General features: G+C 61.4%; 11 protein-coding genes and 1 pseudogene. 3 read left to right on the top strand and 9 right to left on the bottom strand.

The window, feature by feature from the left end; translation table 11 throughout:
* Positions 1 to 109: 109 nt before the first annotated feature.
* Both AC3ITY_RS01615 and hutC read right to left on the bottom strand, forming a co-directional pair.
* Positions 110 to 679 carry a HutD/Ves family protein gene (locus AC3ITY_RS01615; protein WP_489307279.1) on the bottom strand — a complete coding sequence of 190 codons (570 nt, stop codon included), beginning with the start codon at positions 677 to 679 and terminating at the stop codon, positions 110 to 112.
* 10 nt (positions 680 to 689) lie between these two features.
* The gene (gene hutC / locus AC3ITY_RS01610) at positions 690 to 1,400 is read right to left on the bottom strand and encodes a histidine utilization transcriptional repressor HutC (protein ID WP_173677901.1); all 711 of its coding nucleotides are present in this window, start codon (positions 1,398 to 1,400) and stop codon (positions 690 to 692) included.
* Between the two features lie 146 nt (positions 1,401 to 1,546).
* On the opposite strand from hutC, the gene AC3ITY_RS01605 reads away from it, so the two are divergent.
* Complete coding sequence (locus AC3ITY_RS01605) at positions 1,547 to 2,911, top strand: formimidoylglutamate deiminase (protein WP_489307278.1); 1,365 nt, start codon at positions 1,547 to 1,549, stop codon at positions 2,909 to 2,911.
* 107 nt (positions 2,912 to 3,018) lie between these two features.
* Here the strand turns inward: AC3ITY_RS01605 and AC3ITY_RS01600 are convergent, their stop codons facing one another.
* Both AC3ITY_RS01600 and AC3ITY_RS01595 read right to left on the bottom strand, forming a co-directional pair.
* The gene (locus tag AC3ITY_RS01600) at positions 3,019 to 3,588 is read right to left on the bottom strand and encodes a lipocalin family protein (RefSeq protein WP_223457521.1); all 570 of its coding nucleotides are present in this window, start codon (positions 3,586 to 3,588) and stop codon (positions 3,019 to 3,021) included.
* A 30-nt stretch (positions 3,589 to 3,618) separates the two neighbouring features.
* Positions 3,619 to 3,873 carry a hypothetical protein gene (locus tag AC3ITY_RS01595; protein WP_007975531.1) on the bottom strand — a complete coding sequence of 85 codons (255 nt, stop codon included), beginning with the start codon at positions 3,871 to 3,873 and terminating at the stop codon, positions 3,619 to 3,621.
* A 281-nt stretch (positions 3,874 to 4,154) separates the two neighbouring features.
* On the opposite strand from AC3ITY_RS01595, the pseudogene AC3ITY_RS01590 reads away from it, so the two are divergent.
* A pseudogene (locus AC3ITY_RS01590) lies at positions 4,155 to 5,189 on the top strand (HAMP domain-containing protein); the annotation flags it as partial.
* 93 nt (positions 5,190 to 5,282) lie between these two features.
* Positions 5,283 to 6,047: a methyl-accepting chemotaxis protein gene (locus AC3ITY_RS01585; RefSeq protein ID WP_371318464.1), complete on the top strand. Its 765-nt coding sequence runs from the start codon at positions 5,283 to 5,285 to the stop codon at positions 6,045 to 6,047.
* A 59-nt stretch (positions 6,048 to 6,106) separates the two neighbouring features.
* On the opposite strand, the gene AC3ITY_RS01580 is transcribed toward AC3ITY_RS01585, so the two are convergent.
* From AC3ITY_RS01580 to AC3ITY_RS01560, 5 genes are all read right to left on the bottom strand, one after another.
* Complete coding sequence (locus tag AC3ITY_RS01580; RefSeq protein WP_489307277.1) at positions 6,107 to 6,709, bottom strand: DUF924 family protein; 603 nt, start codon at positions 6,707 to 6,709, stop codon at positions 6,107 to 6,109.
* 3 nt (positions 6,710 to 6,712) lie between these two features.
* The gene (locus AC3ITY_RS01575; RefSeq protein WP_008058033.1) at positions 6,713 to 7,723 is read right to left on the bottom strand and encodes a class 1 fructose-bisphosphatase; all 1,011 of its coding nucleotides are present in this window, start codon (positions 7,721 to 7,723) and stop codon (positions 6,713 to 6,715) included.
* Between the two features lie 270 nt (positions 7,724 to 7,993).
* Entirely contained in the window at positions 7,994 to 9,367 is a 1,374-nt protein-coding gene (locus AC3ITY_RS01570) for a DUF3999 domain-containing protein (RefSeq protein ID WP_489307276.1), read from the bottom strand.
* Positions 9,364 to 12,570 (bottom strand): DUF2339 domain-containing protein, encoded by a 3,207-nt coding sequence (locus AC3ITY_RS01565; RefSeq protein WP_489307274.1) that lies wholly within the window; start codon positions 12,568 to 12,570, stop codon positions 9,364 to 9,366. The genes AC3ITY_RS01570 and AC3ITY_RS01565 overlap by 4 nt, the downstream gene beginning before the upstream one ends.
* 186 nt (positions 12,571 to 12,756) lie before the next feature.
* Positions 12,757 to 15,207 carry a glycogen/starch/alpha-glucan phosphorylase gene (locus tag AC3ITY_RS01560; protein ID WP_489307272.1) on the bottom strand — a complete coding sequence of 817 codons (2,451 nt, stop codon included), beginning with the start codon at positions 15,205 to 15,207 and terminating at the stop codon, positions 12,757 to 12,759.
* Positions 15,208 to 15,331 lie beyond the last annotated feature (124 nt).

The following is a 15,331-nucleotide window of genomic DNA, read 5'->3' as shown; positions in this document are numbered from 1 at the left end:
AATTATCTAATTCGTTGTGCCTGAGGAACTCAGTTGCAGGCATTGGGGCCGCTTCGCGGCCCAACGGGGGCAAGCCCCCTCGCCACAGAGAGGCTCATTGGTCTGGGAATCAGCGTGCGGACAGTTCAATCACGCAGCATGGGCTATTAACGGAGATTTCCAGCAGGCCAGTGTTACTGTCGAGTTGCAGACAATCATGCCGACTAAGCTTCGAAGCGCCATTACCGACCACCACTTCCAGCGCATCGCTGATGCTGAACACCAACACCGTACCCGCCGAGCTGAAGAACCGCTGCTCGCCACTCAACCACTGCAACCGCGCAGCGTAACGCTGCGGCGCGTAAATCAGGTTGAAATCGCGAATCGGACCGCCGAGCAATGTGCAGGAAACCTTGCTTTCTCCACTGAAGGCAAACGGGTCCAGCGGTAATAGTGGCCGCGTGTCCTGGCCATCCACCGTCAGGTTCATACCATCGCCCTGCAAAACGGTGATCACTCGCTCGTAACCGGCGAAGGTGGAAAAACCACCCGATTCGCCAATGTCGGCAATCGACAGGCGCCAGCCAAAGCCATCCAGGCCGGTGCCGGCATCGCGAGTGATTTCTTCGGTGCTGCCGCCGCCGTTTTTCCACGGCATGCGTGGGTAATCGACCGCACGTAAAACTTTCAGACTGCTCATTTATGGCTCTCTATTTATGAAACCGACCTTCCAGACGATGACGGGAACCGGGGTGGATCAAGCGAGCAGCAGTCACTGGCTGACGACCGGACCAGGTGCGGCGACGGATCAGCAGGCACGGCTCGCCCTTTTCAATCTGTAGCAATTTGCATTCGGACGACTCGGCCAGTATCGCCTCGACCACGTGCTCGCCTTCGGTCAGCGGCGCAACCTGGTTCAGGTAGGCGTAGGGCGTTTGCAGGGTGAAGTCCTGTTTGAGGTAGTCCGGTGCCACCAGCGCATTGACGAAACGGTCTTCGATTTGCACCGGAATATCGTTTTCGAAATGCACGATCAGCGAGTGGAACACCTTCTGCCCTTCGCGCATGTCCAAGGCCAGGGCGCGCTCGGAGCCGGCGGCCTCTTCTTCAAGGGTGATGACCTTGCAGGTGTGGCGATGGCCGCGAGAGGCGATTTCATCGGCGATGTTGTGCACTTCGAACAGGGCAGACTGGCTTTTCGGCTCGGCGACGAACGTGCCGACGCCTTGCATGCGCACCAGCAGGCCATCGGCAGTCATCTCGCGCAGAGCGCGATTGATGGTCATGCGGCTGAAGCCCAACTGGCTGACCAGTTCGCTTTCCGACGGCACACGATAGTGCGGCGGCCAGTTTCCACTGTCGATTTGCTGGGTGATCATTTGTTTGACGCGGGCGTACAAGGGCGCCGGACTGTCGCCCATGTTCGCGGCCAACGGAGAGACTGGAGGCGGAGTCGGCACGGTTAATCCTTGGTCATTTGATTGATGTCACTAGCTTGCCGGAGTTTACCGGGCAGGCAAACGTCTGTATATGTATATACAAATAACACACGATGGGGTGCTGAACCATGTCCGCCTTCTTTGCCGAACGCGTGCTGCTGCCTAGTGGATGGGCCAACAATGTACGTCTTGAGGTCAACGCCGACGGCGTATTGACCCATATTCAGGCCGATTCCAACGCTGATGGCGCCGAACGGTTAAGCGGTCCGCTGCTGCCTGGCATGCCGAACCTGCACTCCCACGCCTTCCAGCGGGCCATGGCCGGGCTGGCGGAAGTGGCGGGCAATCCGAACGACAGTTTCTGGACCTGGCGCGACCTGATGTATCGCCTCGTCGGAAAAATCAGCCCGGAACAACTCGGTGTCATCGCTCGTCAGCTGTACATCGAAATGCTCAAGGCCGGTTACACATCGGTGGCGGAATTTCATTACGTACACCATGACATTAACGGCCGACCTTATGCCGACCCGGCCGAACTGGCCCTGCGTATCAGCCAGGCCGCGGGTTCCGCGGGTATCGGGCTGACCCTGCTGCCGGTGCTTTACAGCCACTCCGGTTTCGGCGGTCAAACGCCGAACGAAGGCCAGCGCCGCTTCATCAACAGCACCGAAAACTACCTCAAGCTGCAATCGCGCCTGCAACCGGTGCTGGCGCAGCAACCGGCGCAAGCCCTGGGCCTGTGTTTCCACTCGCTGCGCGCTGTCACGCCGCAGCAGATCAGCGAAGTGCTGGCAGCCAGCGACAAGCAATGCCCGGTGCACATCCACATCGCCGAGCAGCAGAAGGAAGTCGACGACTGCCTGACCTGGAGCGGTCGTCGTCCGCTGCAATGGCTGTACGAAAACATCGACGTCGATCAGCGCTGGTGCCTGGTCCACGCGACCCACGCCAACCCGGAAGAAGTCACGTCGATGGCCAAGAGTCGCGCCATTGCCGGCCTGTGCCTGACCACCGAAGCCAACCTGGGCGACGGGATTTTCCCGGCGGTGGATTTCCTCGCCCAGGGCGGCCGCATGGGCATCGGTTCCGACAGCCATGTGTCGTTGAGCGTGGTGGAAGAATTGCGCTGGCTGGAATACGGCCAGCGTCTGCGTGACCAGCGGCGTAACCGCTTGTATGGCGCGGACCAGCCAATGGTCGGGCGCACGCTGTTTGATGCCGCGCTGGATGGCGGCGCCCAGGCACTGGGCCAGCCGATTGGCGCCCTGGAAGTCGGCAAGCGCGCCGACTGGCTGGTGCTCGACGGCAACGATCCGTACCTGGCAACGGCCAACGGCGACGGGATTCTCAACCGCTGGTTGTTTGCTGGCGGCGATCGCCAGGTGCGGGATGTGCTGGTCAATGGTCAGTGGGTGGTGCGTGACGGGCGGCATGCTGACGAGGAAGAAAGCAGCCGCGCCTTCACTCAAGTCCTGCGCGAACTTCTGAACTAACGCAAAAACCCTGTAGGAGCGAGCCTGCTCGCGATGGTGTGTCAGTCGACATCGTTGTGTCTGATACTCCATCGCGAGCAGGCTCGCTCCTACAGGGTCATGCGTTGTTAGTTCGAGGTCTCGGCCATCTGCTGTTCCGACGCCCGCCAGATCAGCCGCGTGGTGTCGTAACCCTGCTGACGCGCCTTGCTCAGCAGCTCCTCACGCACCACACCATTCACGGTCGGCGTGCGCGACAACAGCCACAAATACTTCCGGCTCGGGTCACCGACAATGGCGGTCTTGTAGTCATCGCTGACGTACAGCACCCAGTATTCGCCCTTCGCCGTACCCGGGATCAGCCTGGAGAACCAGGTATCGAACTCGACCCACAGCTTGTCGTTCTTGCCGGGCACCTGAGGATAAGCCGTGCCCTTGACCTCTTCCCATTGCCACTGCGCCGTCAGGCAGCGGTTCAACACCGCGACATTGCCATCAGGCTTGAGCGTGTAATGGGCTTCGGACTGCGCGCAGTCGCGCTGGAAGTACATCGGCATGCGAGCCAGTTCGTACCAGGTGCCCTGGTAGCGCTTGAGGTTGACGCTTTTGACCGTGTTGGGGGCCAATGGGTCCTGGCCAGACGTGGCACAGCCGGCCAACACCAGGCCGGCAAAAAGGATGATCAGTAACCGCTTCATTATTTTTCTCCCGCGGGCAAACGCCCCGGTTTACTTCAGGCCTTGGCCGGAAAACATCAGCACTTTGTCACCGGCGAACTGCACGCTGATAAAGCTGTTCTTGTCGCCCCAGGTGCAACTGGACATACCGAGCGCGCCTGAACAATCGGCGGGTTTGCCCAACAGGGTCTCCACATCGGCCTTGGCCATGCCGGCGGAGAGCTTCGAGTAGTTTTCCTGATTGACCTTGCTGCAGGCAGCGAGCAATACGCAGAACGAAAGCAGGGCGATGGAACGCAACGACATGGTGAAACTCCGGGGGCGTAGGGGATTGGCATGGCTGCCAAGCTGAAGCTTAGAAGAGAAAACCCCTGTCAGGTTCCCTGCCCGACAGGCTATTTATCGGGCCACTCGTCTACCTTTTGCCGAAAATCAGCCACTTTGTCTGTTTACCGGGCATTTCGTCGCTTTTCAGAGAATCCGCCTAATCTTTGGCGCCGTTCAGTCGACATAAATGCAACGCAAAGCCACGTCGGTGGCATTTGCTCCCCCATTTTGTAGAACAGCCCCTCTGCGGTAGCTCATCCATGACCAGAAACATGAAGTTCAGCCACAAGATATTGCTGGCTGCCGCCCTCGTGGTGGCCGTCGCATTCGCTTGTTTCATCCTGTTCAACGACTATCGCCAGCGCGAAACCTTGCGCAACAACACCGAAGCCTCGATGCAGGAGCTCGGCAGCCTGACTACCAGCAACATCCAGACCTGGCTGGAAAGCCGCATGCAACTGCTGCAGTCGATGGCCCAACAGATCACCGCCGATGGCAATGCTCCCGCCAGCCTGAAGCGAATCATCGACCTGCCCGCCTACACCGGCAACTTCCAGCTGAGCTACTTCGGTGGCGCCGACGGCGTGATGTTCTCGGTCCCGGCGGGCAACCGCGCGGCGGACTACGACCCACGCGCCCGTGGCTGGTACAAGGCGGCCAACAGCGCGCAACAGACCATCGTCACCGAACCGTACATCGCCGCCTCCTCCGGCAAACTGGTGATCACCGTGGCCACCCCGGTGCAGCTCCAGGGCCAGATGATCGGTGTCGCCGGCGCCGACATTGACCTGTCCAGCGTCAGTGCGATCATCAATTCGCTGAACTTCGGCGGTCACGGCCATGCGTTCATCGTCGGTGCCGACGGCAAGATCCTGATTCATCCGGACAGCAAGCTGGTACTCAAGAACCTGACCGAGGCCTACCCCAACGGTGCGCCGAAAGTCAGCCCGGGCATGAAAGAAGTCGAAATCGACGGCAAGCGCCAGTTCATCTCCTTCACCCACGTCAACGGCGTGCCGTCGGCGGACTGGTACGTGGCGCTGGTGCTCGACCAGGACACCGCGTTCTCGATGCTCAGCGAATTCCGCACCTCGGCGATCATCGCCATGGTGATTGCCGTGGTGATCATCATCGTCCTGCTGGGCATGCTGATCAGCCTGTTGATGCAGCCACTGCTGACCATGGGTCGCGCCATGCACGACATCGCCGAAGGCGAAGGTGACCTGACCAAACGCCTGACCATTCACGGCCACGACGAATTCGGCGCGCTGGGGCTGTCGTTCAACCGCTTCGTCGAGCGCATTCACACCTCGATCATCGAAGTGTCCTCGGCCACCGGCCAGGTCAACGAGGTGGCGCTGCGTGTGGTGGCCGCCTCGAACTCGTCGATGTTCAACTCCGACCAGCAAGCCTCGCGCACCAGCAGCGTGGCGGCGGCGATCAACCAGCTCGGCGCCGCCGCCCAGGAAATCGCCCAGAACGCCGCCCTCGCCTCGCAACATTCCAGTGATGCCCGCAGCCTGGCCGAAGACGGCCAACAGGTGGTGGATAAAACCATCGCGGCGATGCAGCAGCTGTCGGCCAAGATCAGCGATTCGTGCGGCAACATCGAAACCCTCAACAGCAACACGGTCAACATCGGGCAGATTCTGGAAGTGATCACCAGCATCTCCCAGCAAACCAACCTGCTGGCCCTGAACGCCGCCATCGAAGCGGCCCGCGCTGGCGAGGCCGGCCGTGGTTTTGCCGTGGTGGCCGATGAGGTGCGCAACCTCGCTCACCGCACCCAGGACTCGGCGCAGCAAGTGCAGACGATGATCGAAGAGCTGCAAGTCGGCGCCCGGGCAGCGGTGGGCATCATGACCGACAGCCAGCGCCAGAGCGAAAGCAGCGTCGGCATCGCCAACCAGGCAGGCGAACGCTTGGGCAGCGTGACCCAGCGCATCGGCGAGATCGATGGCATGAACCAGTCGGTCGCCACCGCCACTGAAGAGCAAACGGCGGTGGTGGAGTCGATCAACGTCGACATTACCGAGATCAACACGCTGAACCAGGAAGGTGTGGAGAACCTGCAGTCGACCTTGCGTGCGTGTGCCGATCTTGAGCAGCAGGCGGCGCGGTTGAAGCAGTTGGTGGGTAGTTTCAGGATCTAAGGCGCGCTCACCGGCCTCATCGCGAGCCTGCTCGCGATGGCGGTATCAGCTACAACGAATTAGAACCGAGAGCCCGGCTTCGTCAGAAACTCGAGTTCCTCAGCCGTAGACTCCCTTCCCAACACCGCATTGCGATGCGGAAACCGCCCAAACTGCGCAATCACCCTCTGATGCCGCTCGGCATAGTCCAGGTAATCGCTGAACAGCGCCCGATCAGTCTCCGGCTGCTGCGCCACCAGTTCGATATAGCGCGAGACGCCTTCGTTCTGCACCGCGAGGTTCTCGCTGTGCTCGAACACCAGGTAGATGAACACCCGCTGAATCGGCAGCAACTGCCGATCGAAATCCGCAGCAATGCCTTGGGCCACCAGCTTTTGCGCACGAAGATCGCCTGCAAAGGCTTCGGGAGTATCGCGAAAGATCATTCGCGGGATTTGATCGAGCAACAGCACCAGCGCCAGCCAACCTTCGGGACGTTGCATCCACTCGGTCAATCCGCCGGCCAGTGCCTGCTCGGCCTGGTCCCCGAAACGCTCGCGCGCTTCGAGGTCCTGGCTGTCGCGCTTGCCAAACCATAACTTGCCCTTCTGCGCCGCCACTTCCCTCGCTGACCCGGAACTCCCGAACCACCAATCAAGCAACGACTGCCAGGGCGCGGTCATGGTTTATTCCTTGTGGTAAGCCGTGACGCGGGCAACTTCTTCTTTCGAGCCGAGGAACACCGCAACACGCTGGTGCAGGCCTTCCGGCTGGATGTCGAGGATGCGCTGGTGGCCGTTGGTGGACGCGCCGCCCGCTTGCTCCACCAGGAACGACATCGGGTTGGCTTCGTACATCAGGCGCAGTTTGCCCGGCTTCGACGGCTCGCGGCTATCGCGTGGGTACATGAACAGACCGCCGCGGGTCAGGATGCGGTGCACGTCTGCCACCATCGCGGCGACCCAGCGCATGTTGTAGTTCTTTTTCAGCGGGCCTTCATCGCCTGCCAGCAATTCGCCGACGTAGCGCTGTACCGGTGCTTCCCAGTGACGCTGGTTGGACGCGTTGATGGCGAATTCCTGGGTGGTTTCAGGAATGGTGATGTTTTCGTGGGTCAATACGAAGCTGCCCATTTCACGGTCAAGGGTGAAGCCTTTCACGCCGTCGCCCAGGGTCAGGATCAGCATGGTCTGCGGACCGTAGATCGCATAACCGGCGGCCACTTGCTGGGTACCTGGCTGCAGGAAAGCCTTTTCATTCAAGGGCTCGTTCTGGCTCAGGTATTCGTTCGGGCAACGCAGTACCGAGAAGATGGTACCGACCGGGGCATTGATGTCGATGTTCGACGAACCGTCCAGCGGGTCGAATACCAGCAGGTACGCGCCTTTCGGGTATTTGCCCGGGATCTGGTAGGCGTTGTCCATTTCTTCGGACGCCATGCCGGCCAGGTGACCGCCCCATTCGTTGGCTTCGAGCAGGATTTCGTTGGAGATCACGTCGAGCTTCTTCTGTACTTCGCCCTGGACGTTTTCAGTGCCCATGCTGCCCAGAACGCCACCCAGGGCGCCTTTGGACACGGCGTGGTTGATCTCCTTGCAGGCACGCGCCACCACTTCGATCAGGAAGCGCAGATCGGCAGGAGTGTTGTTGCTGCGGGTCTGCTCAATCAAATAGCGACTCAAGGTAACGCGGGACATGGAAGGCTCCGGTGGAATGGGGGGGCTAAAAACCCGCGCAGTTTAACGCGAGTCGGGGCGCATTTCCTCCTATCAGACGTGATCGGCTGAAGAGAGTTCATGCGCGGGGATGAGCGTAGTTGGAAATGGGCTCGATGTGAGCCTGGGAACTGCGGTCATTTCGGTATTTTCAGTGACCGAACGAACGCATTCACGGGCAAGCCCGCTCCCACAAGGACAGCGCAATTCCTGTGGGGCTTGCCCGCGAATGGCGCGCAGCGCTGGCCTTCGTCAGGATTTGGCTGGTGGTTTGCGCAACAAGCTGAACGCCATCGCCGCCAGGAACACCACGCAAAGCAACAACACTGCCCACAAACCGAATTTCTTCCAGTTGGTGTCGATCGGCGCAGACGTGGTGCCTGTCGAGGGCTTCATAGCCACCGCCCCGGCACCCACCATGGCCCGGCCCAAGGTCGCAAGCTTCGCCGGGCTGTAATCCGGAATCAGCGTCGACAGCGGCAAGTTCGCCGCCTTCGCCGTCGCATTGCCCACGACCAGCGTGTAAGGCCCTGGCCCGCGCGCCAGGAACACCAGTTGCGTGGCGCGCACGGCAAACTTCAGCGTCGGCGCCTGATCACCCAGGCCGCCGCCGCGTTCGTCCACGGTCAGCTTCAATTGCTGGACGATTTGCCCTGACAGCTGCAATTGGTTTTGCACCACGTCCTGACCGTTCTGGGTCAGGCGATAGAGCAAACCGCTGCCCAACGACTGCCATGGCAGGCTGCTGTCGCGCCGGCCGGCCAGGCTCACTGGCGCCAGGCTGTTGGGCTGGCTCAACTCGACCTGCACCCGTTCGACATTCAGCCCCATCGGCAACTGCCAGGTGTATTCACCCGCCTTCACGCTGCTGCCGGCCAACCCCTGGGACCAGACCAACGGCAGCGGCAGGCTGCGGGTACTGGCGCTCTGCAGTTGCGCCGAAGTCAGTGTCGGTGCCGAATGCGGGGTGATCCACAGTAACCGCAAGTAGCGCGCCGACTGGCCCGGCAGGTTGATTTCATGCTGTTCGACCCGCTCGTCGGAAAAAATCAGGCGCGCCACCTGCCCTTCGCCCCAGGACTGCCAATGCTGCAAATCATCGCTGGCTTCGACGGTGAAACGCTGGAAGCCGTCGCGCTCGCTGGTCCAGTCGAGAATCAACTGCTGCAACGGCGCCTTGATCGTGGAAGCGTCGAGCAACCAACCGCGCAACTCCTCCTCACCCGCCTCCAGCTGACTGGACGGCTGCACCTCGACCAAGGTGCCGTTGGCGCTCGATTGCACCCGTACGCTCGGCGCGGTTTCAGTAGCGTCCACCGAGTTGTACAACGGAAACCATTTCACCTCGGTCAAGGTGCGCGTTTCATTGCTCTGCGCCGACTCCCGGGCCAAGGCATAAGCCTGAACATCGCCCACGGCGTTGAACACCCGCAGATCGCTCAGGTCAGCCTGGCGTGCATTCAGTTGTACGTTCAGGGGCAGTTCAAGGCGATACCAGGGACCTTCGCCCGTTACCGACAAAGGCACTTGGGTGGTGAAGTCCGCTGGTTTTTCCTGAGCAACCACCGACAACACCACACCCATGGCAACAGCACCCAGCCAACCCAGGTTCAGCTTCTGACTCAAGACGACACTCCTTCGGATTCCGGGACCGGTTTCTCGATATCCGGCTCAGCTTCGGCGCGCTTGGGCGGCAGCGGGGCGAAATAGCCCACCACCAGCAGCAACACGCCGACACCGATAAACGACACGATCCGCGCCAGCCCGCCGCGATTACTCAATTCGACAAAGAACAGCTTGGCCACGACCACACCGATCAAGGCGGCACCGATCAGCCAGACTTCACGGCGGCGACGCAAATGGCCGCCGATCATCAGGCTCAGGGCCATCAAGGTCCAGACGATGGAAAGGCCGGCTTGCACCCGCATCGACTCCAGCAACAGATCCAGCTCATAGGGCACTCCGCTCCAATGGTGTGCCGTGCGCATTACCAATGCAGTAAAGAACACGAACAGCGAGGCACCTGCGACCCCTTGCGTGGCATTGGCGGCGTAATCCTTGCGGACCGCCAGTTGTGTCATGGCGCTGCGGGACCAGACATGGACGCCGAACAACGCGAACAACAGGCCCAGTTCCAACGGGTTGATCAATGGCACGTAAGGCAGTGGCTCGGCGTTGCCGTCACTGGCGACATTCGCCAGCCAGAACCAGCCGAGCATCAACAACGCCAGCGGTGCGGCGGCGTATACACGGTATTCGCGCGGATACGCCGACACCGGCCAAGGCCACGCGCGAGGTGCCGCCATCAGCACCAGATACAGACTGGGCAGAATCGCCCAGCCCAACCAGCGCCAGGCGTTGTATTGCTCGGACAACACCAGCAAGCCGTAACGCAACTCCAGTGCCAGTACACCCATCAACAGCCAACAGCCGAGCACATGGGCGACGCTCGTCACGCGCGCCGGCAGCATGGGCGCCAGGCGTCGCAGGGACATGAAATGCACCACGAACACGGCGGCCCACGCCAGCCAGCCGACGTTGGCCGCCGGGTGATAACGCGAGTGCCAGGCCGCGAGCAGCACCAATGCCGCCGCGGGAATCAACACCGTGCCGAGTACCCCCAGTGACGGCCATTTCAAGCGCAGAGCCAATACCGTCCACAGCGCCACACTCGCGGCAGCGATGCCCAACAACAAAGTCGCCCGCATCGGCAACGGCGCAAAATGCACCACTTCGATGCCCCAGGCCAACGCCCACCAGCCTGCGCCCCACACCAGCAATGCCTGGGACAATCGCAACAGGCTCAGCCCTTCGAATACTCCGAGCGATTGACCAATCTGCAAACGCCAGGCCCCGACCATCGCCGCCAGCCCCAGCACCAGCGGCGCCCAGAATCCAGCATGAGCCAGGGGACTCAGCCCTTCACTGAACAGCGGCCCCGTCGTCAGGAACAACGCGCCACCCAACAGTTGCACAGCGAGCGCGGTGAACACGAAGGTGCGCGATGGCAGGCGCAAGCCAACCAACAAGGTCAGCGCCCCGGCCAGGGCCCAACTGATCACCGTGCCGTGGCTGAAGAAAAACAACGGCGCCAGCAAATAGAGAAACGCCAGCCCGAGGCACGCCAGGACTGGCAGGCCTTTGAGCTCCCAAGGCCTGATCTGCTCCGGCAAGGCTTTACGCAACTGGTAGAAGCTGAACAGCAACGCGACGCCCAGTAACAGCGCACCTAGCGGCTCGCCGCCGAGCAGGCTGCCCTCGCTGTCGTGCAGCTCGCTGAGAAACGCCAGCGCCGAACCCAGTTGCAGGAGCAAGGCAAAAGCCCGACCCAAGGGCCTTTGCTGGCGTAGACCGAGCCAGAAGATCCCCGCGCCCTCCACCGCCCACGCGGCTGTCGTCCAGCGTGCATCGAGCCCCAGCGGAATCGCCAGGCTGGCGAAGATCACGCCCAGGGCCAGGCAGGTTTCCCCCAGCAACAGCGTGCGCCCGGCCATCAGCCAACGGGCAAGCCCCATGTACATCATGCCCAGCGCCAGGGCACTGAACGCCGTAGCGAACTCCAGATGCTGTACCAGTGCGAACTGCAAGCCGAAACCCACCAGCGGCGGGCCGAACAGCAGCGTACCGTCGACGTAGTCACCCTTGCGCGCCGACCACTGCAGCAGCGCTTCGCGACTGCCCTCTGCCGGTGCATCGCTCATTTCCAGCAGCTTGCGCCGGGCAAACAGCAGACCAATGGCCAGGTACATCAGGAAAAACAAAATCAGGAACGGCTCGGTGCTCCACAGCAGTTCCGGCGAGTAGGAGCGCAGGCCCCAGGCGAAACCGATGCCGAAGGTGCCGCTGAGCCCGATGACATTCAACAGCCGCCAGGCCTTGAACCAGGCGATAACGAAGATGCCGGCGTTGAGCAGGGCAAAGTAGCTGAACAGCGCGACGTGGCTGCCGGCACCGGTGGAGGCCAGGATAGGCGCGGCGAAGCCACCCAGTGCGGCAGCGGCGGCAAGCCCCAGGGAGTCCTGGGTAAGGGCGAGAATTGCCGAACAGACCGTCACCGCTACCAACAGGCCAAATGCCGCCGAGGGATCGAGCAGCGGATGCAGGCGCATCGCGGCAAACACCGTCAGGTACAACACGGCGATCCCGGTGCCTTGCAGGATCAACGCGTAACTGTTGTTGCGCGCTCGCAACCACCAACCCAGCCCGAGCAACCCCAAGGCTGCCGCCGCAACGCCTGCGTAACGCAACTCAACCGGCACCACCACGCCTTCGGTGGCATAGCGCAGCAGAAAGGCCAGGCCGAGGAACAGCAGCACCACGCCGACCCGCAGCACTGTATTGCCGCCGAACAACCAGGCGCGGGCGCGGCCGATGGCGCGATCGATGAGGTTCGGGCCACGCGGGGGGGCCGGTGGTTGTGTCTGGCGAGCGATCGGCTCGGCCTTCCAGGCATCGGCGGGCTGTGAACGGTTGGTTTCGGTGGCCGCTGTGGCGAACGGTTCGAGTTCGGGCGGCAGTTCCCAGATCAACTCCTGGGCTGCGGCAGGTGCTTCATCGAGGATGCTTTCAGGTGAGACCAGTGGTTCGCGGGTTTCCGGCGAATTGACGCCCGATGCTTCGAGCAGCGCCAACCGTTGCTCGACCGCTTGCAGCGCTACCTGCGCCTGTTCCAGCAGGCGCTGCTGCTCCACTGCCTTAGACCCTAAACGTGCAATGCCAATAGCCTGGCCGATACCCAGTCCGAGTAACGCGCCCAGCAGTGCATCGCTGAATGACTCGTCGAGTATCCAGCCGAGCACCAGCCCTATCAGCATGAACATCCATTGCATGGTCGATATCCCTAAGCGGCCCCATCATGAGGCAAGTCCGGGTGGTACAGCGTCTGGTTCAGTCTAGTGGCCAGACACCCGGAATCCAGTGTGAGAGCAGATTGCATCTGCACCACAAGCCTGCTCCCACAGGGGATGAAGGTGACGCTTAGTATATCGACCAAGCCCGGCAATACGGGCGTAAAACTACTCCAATGCCTTCCAGATCTCCGTGGCGTATTCGCGAATGGTCCGGTCCGACGAGAACCAGCCCATCCGCGATGTATTCAACACCGCCGAGCGCCACCACTCCTTCGAATCGTGCCAATGGGCTTCGACGCGCATCTGCGCGTGCCAGTAGGAATCGAAGTCGGCGCAGACCAGGAAGCGGTCGTAGTCCACCAGCGAATCGATCAACCCGGTGTAACGGGACGGATCATCCGGTGAGAACACCCCACCACGAATCGCTTGCAGCACATCGTTCAGACGATGGGACGCGGCAATATCCGGCACCGCGCTGAACTCATGGTTCTGCTTGCGCGCCTCCACCTGCTGCGCGCTGAGGCCGAAGATGAACATGTGCTCGGCGCCGATGCGGTCGCGCATTTCCACGTTGGCCCCGTCCAGGGTACCGATGGTCAGCGCGCCGTTCAGGCCGAACTTCATGTTGCTGGTGCCTGACGCTTCGAACCCGGCGGTGGAGATCTGCTCGGACAAATCCGCCGCCGGAATGATGCTCTCCGCCAGGCTGACGTTGTAGTTGGGCAGGAACACCACTTTGAGCAAGCTGCGTACGGTCGGGTCATTGTTCACCACCCGGGCGATGTCGTTGGTCAGCTTGATGATCAGTTTGGCCTGGTGATAACTCGCGGCCGCCTTGCCGGCGAAGATCTTCACCCGTGGCACCCAGTCGATTTCAGGTTCCGCGCGAATCGCCTGGTACAACGCCACGGTGTGCATCAGGTTGAGCAACTGGCGTTTGTATTCGTGGATCCGCTTGACCTGCACGTCGAACATCGCCGCCGGGTTGACCGCCACGCCCAACCGCTCATGAATCAGATACGCCAGGGCTTTCTTGCTATGCAGGCGTTGCTCGGCAAACGCCTTGCGGAATGCATTTTTCTCGGCGAACGGTTCGAGGGCGAGCAAACGCTCTTCCGGGTTATCCAGCACTTGCGGCCCGAGGGCATCGACCAGCATCGAGGTCAACTCGGGGTTGGCCTGATACAACCAGCGGCGGAAGGTGATGCCGTTGGTTTTATTGTTGATCCGCTCCGGGTAGAGCTTGTGCAGTTCGGAGAACACCGTTTGGCGCATCAGCTGCGTGTGCAGCCCGGAAACACCGTTGATGCTGTGGGATCCGAGAAACGCCAGGTTGCCCATGCGCACCCGACGACCGTTGTCTTCCTCGATCAGCGACACCGCGCGCAGCACGTCGAAGTCGTGAATGCCTTTGGCCCGCAAGGAGTCGATATGCTGGGCGTTGATCAGGTAAATGATCTGCATGTGCCGTGGCAGCATGCGTTCCATCAAGCCGACCGGCCAGGTTTCCAGCGCTTCCGGCAGCAACGTGTGGTTGGTGTAGGACAACGTATCGACGGTGACCTGCCACGCCGCGTCCCATGCCACGTCGTAGACGTCCACCAACTGGCGCATCAGTTCGGCGACGGCAATCGACGGGTGAGTGTCATTGAGCTGGATCGCCGCGTGATCGCCCAGGGTCAGTACCGAGGTGTGCATGTTGCGATGGCGGCGCAGCAGATCCTGCAACGAGGCGGCGACGAAGAAATACTCCTGGCGCAGGCGCAATTCCTGGCCGGCCTCGGTGCTGTCCGCCGGGTACAGCACCCGGGAGATACTTTCGGCCCGGGCCACTTCGGCCACGGCACCCAGGTGGTCGCCGGCGTTGAAACGCTCCAGATGCAGATCTTCCATGGCCCGGGCGCGCCACAAACGCAGCGTGTTGACGCTTGCCCCGCGCCAACCGACCACCGGCGTGTCATACGCAATGGCCCGTACGGTTTCCGCCGGGTGCCAGACTTGCCTGGACTTGCCGCTGTCATCGGTCACGGTCTCGACACCGCCGCCGAAGCCAATCGGGTAAACCACCTCAGGGCGCTCGAACTCCCACGGGTTGCCGAAATCCAACCAGTGTTCGGTCTGCTCCTGTTGCCAGCCATCGACGATGGCCTGACGAAACAAACCGTGCTCATAACGAATGCCGTAGCCATGACCGGCGATGCCGAGGGTCGACATGCTTTCCATGAAACACGCCGCCAGACGTCCGAGACCGCCGTTGCCCAGCGCTGCATCGGGTTCCAGCAGGCGGATGCGCTCAAGGTCGACGCCGAGTTCAGTCAGCGCCTCGCGGGCCACGTCGAGCAGGCCGAGGTTGCTCAGGCTGTCGTACAGCAGCCGGCCGATGAGGAATTCCAGGGAGAGGTAATAAACGCGCTTCTGGCCTTTGCGGTAGATCTGCCGCGTGTGGTCCATCCAGTGCTCGACCATGTGGTCCCGCGCGGCCAGGGCAATGGCTTCGAACCAGTCGTGGTCGAAGGCGTGATCCGGGTCTTTACCCACTGCATAAGTGAGTTTGGTCAAGACGGCGTCGCGGAATGCGGCCACCTCTGCTTCGCGAACAAGTGGTTCTTGAGTCATCGATAGGACCTCGAGCGAGCTTGGAATTGTCTGAGCCTAGACGGTCTGACAGGCGGTAGAGGCTCTGGTTCGGCAGTTTTTCCTTTGAATACGAGCTGGATCGACATTGCGTTGTCATGTGCCT

This window comes from Pseudomonas sp. GL_091, assembly GCF_057837725.1.
Note: the sequence above shows the minus strand (reverse complement) of the source record. Positions and strands in the feature narration are given on the sequence as shown.

Bases quoted from the DNA above. Each gene is read 5' to 3' on its own strand.
- AC3ITY_RS01615 (WP_489307279.1), bottom strand. From the start codon at position 679: ATGAGCAGTCTGAAAGTTTTACGTGCGGTCGATTACCCACGCATGCCG.
- hutC (WP_173677901.1), bottom strand. From the start codon at position 1,400: ATGGGCGACAGTCCGGCGCCCTTGTACGCCCGCGTCAAACAAATGATC.
- AC3ITY_RS01605 (WP_489307278.1), top strand. From the start codon at position 1,547: ATGTCCGCCTTCTTTGCCGAACGCGTGCTGCTGCCTAGTGGATGGGCC.
- AC3ITY_RS01600 (WP_223457521.1), bottom strand. From the start codon at position 3,588: ATGAAGCGGTTACTGATCATCCTTTTTGCCGGCCTGGTGTTGGCCGGC.
- AC3ITY_RS01595 (WP_007975531.1), bottom strand. From the start codon at position 3,873: ATGTCGTTGCGTTCCATCGCCCTGCTTTCGTTCTGCGTATTGCTCGCT.
- AC3ITY_RS01585 (WP_371318464.1), top strand. From the start codon at position 5,283: ATGTTCAACTCCGACCAGCAAGCCTCGCGCACCAGCAGCGTGGCGGCG.
- AC3ITY_RS01580 (WP_489307277.1), bottom strand. From the start codon at position 6,709: ATGACCGCGCCCTGGCAGTCGTTGCTTGATTGGTGGTTCGGGAGTTCC.
- AC3ITY_RS01575 (WP_008058033.1), bottom strand. From the start codon at position 7,723: ATGTCCCGCGTTACCTTGAGTCGCTATTTGATTGAGCAGACCCGCAGC.
- AC3ITY_RS01565 (WP_489307274.1), bottom strand. From the start codon at position 12,570: ATGCAATGGATGTTCATGCTGATAGGGCTGGTGCTCGGCTGGATACTC.
- AC3ITY_RS01560 (WP_489307272.1), bottom strand. From the start codon at position 15,207: ATGACTCAAGAACCACTTGTTCGCGAAGCAGAGGTGGCCGCATTCCGC.